This is a genomic window from Wolbachia pipientis (assembly GCF_023661085.1).
Taxonomy (GTDB): Bacteria; Pseudomonadota; Alphaproteobacteria; order Rickettsiales; family Anaplasmataceae; genus Wolbachia.
The window spans coordinates 1-9,075 of sequence record NZ_JAHDJT010000046.1 but is presented as its reverse complement, the minus strand read 5'-3'; the positions used below and the strand labels follow the sequence as shown (position 1 = coordinate 9,075).

General features: G+C 38.6%; 7 protein-coding genes and 1 pseudogene. 4 read left to right on the top strand and 4 right to left on the bottom strand.

Features of this window, described 5'->3' with window-relative positions:
* The first annotated feature begins 370 nt into the window (after nucleotides 1-370).
* From mnmG to DM84_RS02870, 3 genes are all read left to right on the top strand, one after another.
* Complete coding sequence (gene mnmG, locus DM84_RS02880) at nucleotides 371-2,293, top strand: tRNA uridine-5-carboxymethylaminomethyl(34) synthesis enzyme MnmG (RefSeq protein ID WP_250778243.1); 1,923 nt, start codon at nucleotides 371-373, stop codon at nucleotides 2,291-2,293.
* 9 nt (nucleotides 2,294-2,302) lie between these two features.
* Complete coding sequence (locus tag DM84_RS02875; protein WP_250778242.1) at nucleotides 2,303-3,970, top strand: aminopeptidase P family protein; 1,668 nt, start codon at nucleotides 2,303-2,305, stop codon at nucleotides 3,968-3,970.
* A 122-nt stretch (nucleotides 3,971-4,092) separates the two neighbouring features.
* Nucleotides 4,093-4,461: a hypothetical protein gene (locus DM84_RS02870; protein WP_250778241.1), complete on the top strand. Its 369-nt coding sequence runs from the start codon at nucleotides 4,093-4,095 to the stop codon at nucleotides 4,459-4,461.
* 15 nt (nucleotides 4,462-4,476) lie between these two features.
* On the opposite strand, the gene DM84_RS02865 is transcribed toward DM84_RS02870, so the two are convergent.
* The 3 genes from DM84_RS02865 to rpmF are packed head-to-tail and all read right to left on the bottom strand — an operon-like array spanning nucleotide 4,477 to nucleotide 6,680.
* On the bottom strand, nucleotides 4,477-5,457 hold the full coding sequence (locus tag DM84_RS02865) for a beta-ketoacyl-ACP synthase III (protein WP_250778240.1): 981 nt from the start codon (nucleotides 5,455-5,457) through the stop codon (nucleotides 4,477-4,479).
* The gene (gene plsX, locus DM84_RS02860) at nucleotides 5,450-6,487 is read right to left on the bottom strand and encodes a phosphate acyltransferase PlsX (RefSeq protein WP_250778244.1); all 1,038 of its coding nucleotides are present in this window, start codon (nucleotides 6,485-6,487) and stop codon (nucleotides 5,450-5,452) included. The genes DM84_RS02865 and plsX overlap by 8 nt, the downstream gene beginning before the upstream one ends.
* Nucleotides 6,488-6,497: 10 nt before the next feature.
* Nucleotides 6,498-6,680 (bottom strand): 50S ribosomal protein L32, encoded by a 183-nt coding sequence (gene rpmF, locus DM84_RS02855; protein WP_250778239.1) that lies wholly within the window; start codon nucleotides 6,678-6,680, stop codon nucleotides 6,498-6,500.
* 202 nt (nucleotides 6,681-6,882) lie between these two features.
* Between rpmF and DM84_RS02850 the strand changes: the two genes are divergently transcribed.
* Nucleotides 6,883-7,065 carry a hypothetical protein gene (locus DM84_RS02850; protein WP_250778238.1) on the top strand — a complete coding sequence of 61 codons (183 nt, stop codon included), beginning with the start codon at nucleotides 6,883-6,885 and terminating at the stop codon, nucleotides 7,063-7,065.
* A 38-nt stretch (nucleotides 7,066-7,103) separates the two neighbouring features.
* Here DM84_RS02850 and terL read toward each other — a convergent pair.
* Nucleotides 7,104-8,595 (bottom strand): annotated as a pseudogene (gene terL / locus DM84_RS06150) (phage terminase large subunit).
* Nucleotides 8,596-9,075 lie beyond the last annotated feature (480 nt).

Here is a 9,075-nt window from a genome sequence, read left to right as displayed (position 1 = left end):
ATAAAGACATGAGGTGCACATAGTGCAAAAAATTAAACATAAGACGCCAAGTACAGTGAGTTTTTTTGTCGTTTAATCTGCACAGACTGAAGATAAATAATAGCTTCAGTATCGTTATAAGGGTAACGGCGAAGGTTGTCAAGTAGTTTTTTCGTTTTTGTTGGGTAGCTTTTTCACTGTTGTACGCTCATTCCTTGTGTAGCGAGGATTGGAATACCTTGTGTTTGAGGCAAAACCCGCTATACACACTGTTTTTGGAACAAATGTTCGTACGATTGTGCATGCAGCGTTGAGATAACAGATACTGTAAAATTTGACATTAGCCGCTAATAATTGGAATATTAGTAGGGTAGGAATTACTCAAGAAAGCATGCATAAATATGATGTAGTGGTAGTAGGTGGCGGTCATGCAGGGTGTGAAGCAGCTTCAGCTGCAGCTCGCCTTGGTGCAAGCACGTTACTTATAACCCATAAAATTTCAACTATAGGAGAAATGTCCTGCAATCCAGCAATTGGAGGAGTTGCAAAAGGTGTTGTAGTCAGAGAAGTTGATGCTCTTGATGGCATAATGGGAAGAGCAATTGATCAAGCAAGTATACACTCGGTCGTTCTAAATAGCAGCAGAGGCGCAGCAGTATGGGGACCACGCGCACAAGCAGACCGAAAACTATACAAGCAAGCAATACAGGAGATCATTCTAAACTATAGTAATTTAACGGTAAAAGAAGAGTCAGTTGATGATTTCCTTATCGAAAGTAATGGCAACGGAGAACCGCACATCAAAGCTGTAATAACAAGTTCAGGGGAACATATATTAACGGGCAAAGTCGTTCTAACTACAGGGACTTTTCTGTGTGGCATGGTTCATATAGGAGAACAAACAACCCCTTCAGGAAGAATGGGGGATAAGTCTGCAGTAGGGCTTGCAAATACGCTGAAGAAATATAATTTTAAACTAGGTAGGTTGCGCACTGGAACTCCACCGAGACTTGATCGTGGCACTATAAATTGGCCAGTATTGCAAGAGCAAGTGGGCGACAATCCACCTGCACCGTTTTCTTATCTCACAGAGAAAATTAACCAACTTCAGGTTTCATGTTTCATTACTCATACTAATGAAAATACACATAGAATAATTCGAGAGAACCTTCACAGGTCAGCCTCTTCATATTTAGATGATGTTGTTGCACCAAGATACTGCCCGTCTATCGAAGCTAAAGTTAAAAAATTTGCAGAAAAAAATAGTCATCAAATATTCCTAGAACCAGAAGGGCTCGATGATGATACTGTATACCCAAACGGAATTTCAAATTCATTGCCCATCGAAGTGCAGCATGAAATGATAAGAAGTATCAAAGGGCTTGAAAACGCAGAAATATTAGGACCTGGATATGCGGTTGAGTACGACTATATTGATCCACGAGAGCTATTTCACACTCTTGAAACTAAGAAAATTAAAGGTCTATATTTCGCCGGCCAAATTAATGGTACCACCGGATATGAAGAAGCGGCAGGGCAAGGGATTCTCGCTGGAATCAACGCAGCACTCTCTGCATCTGGAAAAAAAGAAAGTTTTGTTCTTCACCGCACAGACTCGTATATCGGCGTAATGATAGATGATCTGGTCACCAAAGGAGTAACCGAGCCTTACAGGTTATTCACCTCACGTGCAGAATATAGACTAGCAATTAGGTCAGATAATGCGGATAGGAGGCTCACACAAAAAGGTTATGACATTTCTCTTGTGTCATATGAGAGGTACTCTGTTTTACAGAATAAACTTAAATCCATTAAACAGCTTGAAGAGAAGTTGGAAAGCCTGAAAATTACTCCTGAGCAGCTCAGGTTCTGTGGTATAAAAATATCTTATGATGGAATAAGAAAAACAGCGCTAGATCTACTTAGCTACCCCAATATCGATTGGAACAAATTACAAGAAATATGGCCGGAGTTAAACAGCATCGCGTATCTGAATAATACCAAAATGTATAATACAGCTAAAAATGAAGTGCGTGAAGCAGTTGTAATTGAAGCAAAATACAAGCCTTACCTAGTAAGACAAGAAGCAGATATGAAGTTTTTATGTGAGGAAATTAACACTCAAATTCCAATCAATTTCAACTATTCACAAGTTAAAGGCTTGTCAAGTGAGGTAATAGAAAAGTTGCAGGCGATAAAACCAGCAACAATCGGCATTGCAAAACAAATACAAGGCATCACTCCAGCAGCAATAGTTAGCATATTGGTGTATTTGAGAAATAGGAAGATAAAAGTAGCTGCTAATTCTGCGTAAGGTAATCTTATGTTAAAAATCGAAGAGTTTCGCTTTTTTATGCGTGAAATAAATGTTGATGCGTTTATGTTGCATACCAAAGACGAATATTTAAATGAGTATTCAGAAGAGCTAACAAAGCTGTGTGGCTTTACAGGAACAAATGGGCTACTTATCGTTACAAAAAACAACAAGTGCCCATTTTTTACGGACGGACGCTATATCACACAAGCTCGCAATCAGCTCGATCAGGGCAGTTTTCAAGTATATAATATACAAGAAGAGGATCCACGCGAATGGGTAAAAGCAAACTTAACATTGACCACCTCACTAGGTTACTATTTGCAATATTTTACCGTAAAAGAGATAAGAAAATATGAAGATATTTGTAAATTGGTACCCTATTCAATCAAAAAAGAAATTAGTCGTAGAGAACAAACGGTAGTTTCGCATACATCCGGTGAAAGTAGTAAGGATAAATGTGAAAAAGTCGCTAAAAGCATAGATAAAGAAGCTGAGGCAGTGCTTTTGACTGGTCCAAACTCAATTTCGTGGTTATTAAATTTAAGAAATGAAAATGCTAAATATACTCCATGTATACTAGGCCGCGCTGTATTGTATAAAAGCGGCAACGTTGATTTGTTTGTTCAAGATAAAGAACATTCAACTATAGAAGCAAATTTGGATAACCATATAAATATTTTTGATGTTAGTGAATTAGAAAATTCGCTGTGCAAGCCAAATTCGATAATGATAGATCCAAGCACAACTCCAATGAGTATTATGACTGTAATACAAAATAAGCAGGTGGTTGAAAAAGAGGATCTTTGCTTGATTCATAAAGCAGTAAAAAATCAAATTGAAATAACTGGGGCTATAAACGCACATATCCGAGATGGAGTAGCAGTTACAAATTTTCTATGTTGGCTCGAAAATAATATTGGCAATGAAATTACCGAACTTAACGCTGAAGAGAAACTCTTAGAGTACAGAAAAGAGCAGGATTTGTTTAAGCAGCCAAGTTTTCCAACAATTTCTGCATTTAATGAAAATGGAGCAATTATTCATTACCGTGCAAGCAGTAAAACGAATAAAGCAATTCAGAAAGATGGACTATACTTAATTGATTCTGGTGGCCAATATCTTGACGGCACAACCGATGTTACAAGAACTGTAGCAATTGGCAACCCAACCAATGAACAAATAGCCCATTATACGACAGTACTCAAAGCTCATATTGCTGTAGCAAGCGCAGTCTTCCCTCTTGGCACTACTGGTGGAGAATTGGATATCCTGGCCCGTATTCACTTATGGAAATTTGGAATAGATTATATGCATGGTACAGGGCATGGAGTGGGAAGTTATCTATCAGTGCACGAAGGGCCACAGGCAATATCAAAAGGAAATAAAGTGAAACTTATGCCAGGGATGATACTCTCCAACGAACCTGGTTATTACATTCCAAGAGAGTATGGAATAAGAATTGAAAACCTGATGTATGTTGAAAGGCAAGAAAACGGCTTCTTAAGCTTTAAACAATTGACCTCCATTCCATATGATAGAAGGCTAATAGACCTGCAAATGCTTACCCAAGATGAAATTAAGTGGATAAATAGCTACCATCAATTTGTCTATAAAAACTTAGAAAACAGTGTTAAAGATAAGGAGTGGTTAAAGGGAGCATGCGGTTCTTTATGAGCGAAAGAGCAGCCTTTTCATTGTTTAACAAAGTATTAATGTAGCTGCAATGGGCATTTTGTATTGTTTTTAATTTGAGAACGATGTATAATAGAAAATACGTATTTTAAGTAGGTGTAATTATGACAGATAAAGCGCAAGGCGATGAATTTATGAAGCAGTATATGGATACTTGCAAAGAGCAAATAGAAAAATTAGCTAAGGATCCTGAATTGCTTAATCAGACCTTAAAGCCATTCATGCAAATGTCTCAGCAGCTTATGGCTGGTGGTATGTTAGACGGAGCTATGCCTGACATGATACCTAGTTTAGGCAGTATGGATATTGACAAGATGATTGCTCAGATGAAGGAGATGATTGACTACATAAAGGGTAATTATAGGGAGCTCATGAAAAAGGATAACTCGCAGATTCAAGAGCTTGATGAATCCAGTAGAAAACTGAGAGGTTTGGTCAAGAAATTGATAGAGAAAATTGAAAGTAACAAGTAGCAATAGCTGAAGTTGTCAGTAGCGCAGCAACACGGAACCCCAGGTTAAACCTGCACCTATTGCAGTCAGTAATCCCAGACTTCCTGGTTTTATTTTTGATTCTTGTATTGCATAATCAAGTGCTAGCGGGATCGATGCTGCTGAAGTATTTGCGTGTTGATCAACTGTATTAGCTACTTTTTCTATAGGGAAATCTAATTTCTTTACTACAGCTTCAATGATACGGATGTTTGCTTGATGGGGGATCAGCCAATCAATATTAGCAATTTTCAAATTATTGCATCTTAGTGTTTCTTCTATTGAGGCTGTTAACTTATCCGCTGCACATTTAAAAACTTCTCTGCCATTCATGCATATTTTTCCAGAATCGCCAGTTGAAGATATTCCTCCATTTGTACACAATACATCTACATTGCCATCAGAATATAGGTTAGCTGATATTATACCCCTTGTGTAGTGCTCTGCTGTTTCATTACAATGTGCCACAGATTTTATTACCACCGCACCGGCACCATCACCAAAGAGTACACAAGTTGACCTGTCTTTCCAATCAACAATTCTAGACATTATTTCAGCACCTATAACCAGTGCATATTTAATTCTATTGTTAGCTTTTATAAGCGAATCAGCAATTGTAACTGCATATATAAAACCAGAGCATGCTGCTTGCACATCAAAGGCAAATGCGTTTTTGCATTTTAGCTTACTTTGTACAATAGTTGCACAACTAGGAAAAGTTTTATCAGGTGTTGTTGTTGCTACTATGATTAAACCAATTTCATCCACTGAAATTTGAGCTTTTTCTATAGCATTTTTTGCTGCACTGACAGCTAGATCTGATGTTAATTCTCCTTCGTCTGCTATATGCCTTTGAATTATTCCTGTTCTCTGTCTAATCCATTCATCACTTGTCTCAACCATTAGTGCAATTTCGTCATTACTCAATGTTTTTTTTGGCAGGCAAGATCCAGTGCTTAATATAAAACTTTTATTCAACGTGACTTACCTCACTAATTATCTTCTGGTTTAAATTTTCACTAATGGCATTTACTGCAAATTTTATAGCATGAGCAAAAGAAATAGCATCAGAATTTCCATGACTTTTAATGACGATACCATTTAGCCCTAAAAACATAGCGCCACTTCTAATTTTAGGATTAAAACGCATTAATGCTTTATTTAGCTTGGGTTTCAACAATATGCCAACAAGCATTTTTGCTGCCCATGAGTTGAATACCCCCTGTTTTATTAGATTAATGAGAGTACTAGCGGTTGCCTCAGCCGTTTTAAGCATTACATTGCCAACAAAACCATCAGCAACAATCACATCTACATTACCCTCTAAAAATTCACTTGCCTCTATATATCCTTTGAAGTTAATACTTGAGGCATTCTTGAGTAACTCAAAGGCTCCTCGTACTGAGTCATTGCCCTTAACTTCTTCCGTACCAATATTTAGCAAAGCGACCTCAGGGTTGTCAACTTTTAATGCTATTTTTGCAAATATACTCCCCATTAATGCAAATTGAAATAATGAGTCAGCATTACAATCAACATTTGCACCAAGGTCAAGCAGTGCAAAGCTTTTTGTCTTAGTTGGACAAACAGATACGATAGCGGGACGATAAATGTTTGGCAATGTTCCCAAAACAAACCTGGAAATTGCCATTAACGCTCCGGTATTGCCTGAGGATACTATCCCAGAAGCTTTGCCTTCCCTCACTGCCTCAATAGCCGCTTTCATACTTGAGTCTTTACGATGTCTCAGCGCAAAAGATGGCTTATCATTTGCAAGAACATTATCAGAGCAGTGAGTAAACTCAGAATCGTTACTTACCTTCTTATATTTCAAAAGCAAAGGAGATACTTCTTTTTGATCCCCATAAATGTGAAAAAAAACTTTAATACCTGGGTCGATAAGGTTATCTAAAAAAAAACTAGCACCTTGAATCACTGAGAGAGGTGCAAAATCACCTCCCATAGCGTCAAGTGCAATGACTATGTTATTGTTGACTGTGGGTAACATATCATGATAGTTATTCTGCCTGTTGTTTGACGAAAACCCGTTTTCCTTTGTAACTGCCATCAACTGCTATATTGTGAGGTAACATAAACTCTCCAGTTGTTGTGCATACCACAATGTTCTTAGGCTGAACAGCATGATGAGCACGATGCATATCACGCCTTGACTTTGACTTTTTTCTTTTTGGAACTGCCAAAACTTCCTCCGTTATCTACCAAAAATTCTACCAACTTACTAGTAACATGTTTTTTACAAGAAGTAAACAGTGATAGTAAAATAAGTAAGGTTTATCTATGCCCCTAAGCTTTAAACTGGGTATCTCAGTCAAAAGACCTCTTGCATGATGGTTTTAGGAGAAATGCAGATGAGCATAGCAAAATACCCGGGGTCGCTGCGGGATGACGGTGTTTTCTGGTAGGCTCAAATTACAATGTGCGTATAGCTGCGACTCGAGCAGTGCTTTCTCTTATCCACTGCAGATATTGGACGGTGCTGTCGACCATACGCGTCAAGTTAAGGAAATGCTGCCAAATATAGCAACATTTAAAGAGGATGTCTTATTTGTTTCATTTATTTTTTAGGAAATTCTTACCTAAAATAAGATAAATTATTAACTTAACTACTTAATATTTAAATAGTTTTTTATATCATCTTCTTCCCTCCTTATGTCACTTTTCCTTAACTTGACGCGTATGGTGCTGTCGACTTGGTCGTTGTGATGTGCTTCTGGAAACATTAAAATCTCGTATTCAAAGTCATTGAGCCATACTGCTTGGTGCGGCAGAAAAACTTTTCCAGACTCTATAGTCGGGACAATCTGATGGAATCGAACGGGTTTATCATCATGTGGTACTATTTCGATGATTGGCAAATCGCTGCTTGCTTTTAGCTCTTGCACCAATTGCTGGCCACTTGTTTTGGCTTCGATCAAAATTGCGTGTGGTGTCCATCTTGCAGCTAGCGACAGAACTTGCTCTTTAAGTTTTGGGTACTCAAGTTTTGCACGATATACATCGAGTAAATAAAACTTATTGCCTACTTTTGCCCAAGTGGTGCAGACGCTGAAGTTGCTAGCGTTGCTCGTTGAAACCGCAGTGTTCCAGCTTTGGGTTACATGCGAGAGATCATCAGGAAAATTTCTATAGCACTTCAACCACTCTTGTTTGATTATACCACTTGAAAGTGGCAGAGGGTTTCTGCTGATATTGCACAGCAAAAGCATAGCTTCCAAGTTCATCCTTTATCATCTCAACTTCTCCTCCACCTAGGTGACATAGTAACTGACCTTCTTCTCTTGAGTATAAAATTCTTACAGGTGCAGCGTGTGATGCTGGTTTATTATACGGCCACTCGATGCGCTCATTTGTAGTTGACCGAGCTACTTGGATGACAGGAACGGGAAAAAGAGGAGCTGGCTTTTTGATTGAATAGATAATCTCCTTATTTTCAGAAATCATCGGTAAGCAAATATGGTGCCATATGTTTTTCGGTTTGGAAAGAAGGTGCCCAGTCAAATCTCCCAGGTGGAGTCTGTGCATCACAAGAACAATTACTCCTTTTTTTCTATTGTTGAGCCTGCTTACTAAAGTCTGGTCAAACCAGTTTATAGCACGCTTTCTAAGCGCTTCACTCAAAGCTTGAGTAGAGCTTAGTGGATCATCCACGATAATGAAATCACCACCTTCGCCGGTTAATGTCCCTCCAACAGATATTGCGATTCTATATCCTCTCTGCACCGTTTGGAATTTGTATTTAGTGTTTTGTTCTTGGGATAATTCTACCTCCGGAAATAGCTCTCTATACCAACCAGACTGCATTATACGCCTTGTGTCGAGCGAGTGCTTTTCGCTAAGCCGCTGAGAATAGCTTGCAACTATTATCCTTGCAGCTGGCTGATTGCCCAGTATCCACACGGGCCATGCAACGCTCACACACATGGATTTCATCGAGCGCGGCGGCATATTGAATATTATGCGCCTCACTTCACTGGCACTTACCGCTTCTAGTCTATCTGCTATAACTTTTATGTACCGATAATTATTATACTCACATCCCGGCATCACTGTTTTAAAGCATAACTCAATGAATTTTAGAAAGTTTATGTTTTCCATATTAGTCTCCTGTCATTCCAGTTCTGTTATCCAAGCAGCCCTACGATGTCATACAAGTAACCTTTTTTGTCATCCAAGTAGCTCTCTTCTTGTCATCCCAGTGCTTGACACTGGGATCTAGGAAAAAGAACGGTGTCATAAAAGTGGCTTCCCTCCTGTCATTCCAGTGCCTCCTCTTTTGTCATTCAAGTAGCGGACACTGGAATCTAAGAAATTTATCAGGTGAGAAAAAAAGCAAAAGAAGCCCTGGTCAGCATTTATTTTTAGTATTGGCGTTTTTATGCCTTAAACGCTGCAATTTAGCTGCTTTTAAGCGCAACTAGTCTAAGCTATAATATTTAAGAAATTTACCATGCAGGAAAAAAAGACAATAAAACCCCGAGGTAGCTAGTTATTCCACTCTCTATTTTAAAATCCGGCGTTGGGTGATGTCTTAAACGACTTATAAGCGCGTTTCAGCTTGTATGGGTAAAAACCCAA

Coding starts and splice junctions, on each gene's coding strand:
- DM84_RS02850 (WP_250778238.1), top strand. CDS start 6,883: ATGACGGTGTTTTCTGGTAGGCTCAAATTACAATGTGCGTATAGCTGC.
- mnmG (WP_250778243.1), top strand. CDS start 371: ATGCATAAATATGATGTAGTGGTAGTAGGTGGCGGTCATGCAGGGTGT.
- plsX (WP_250778244.1), bottom strand. CDS start 6,487: ATGTTACCCACAGTCAACAATAACATAGTCATTGCACTTGACGCTATG.
- DM84_RS02875 (WP_250778242.1), top strand. CDS start 2,303: ATGTTAAAAATCGAAGAGTTTCGCTTTTTTATGCGTGAAATAAATGTT.
- DM84_RS02870 (WP_250778241.1), top strand. CDS start 4,093: ATGACAGATAAAGCGCAAGGCGATGAATTTATGAAGCAGTATATGGAT.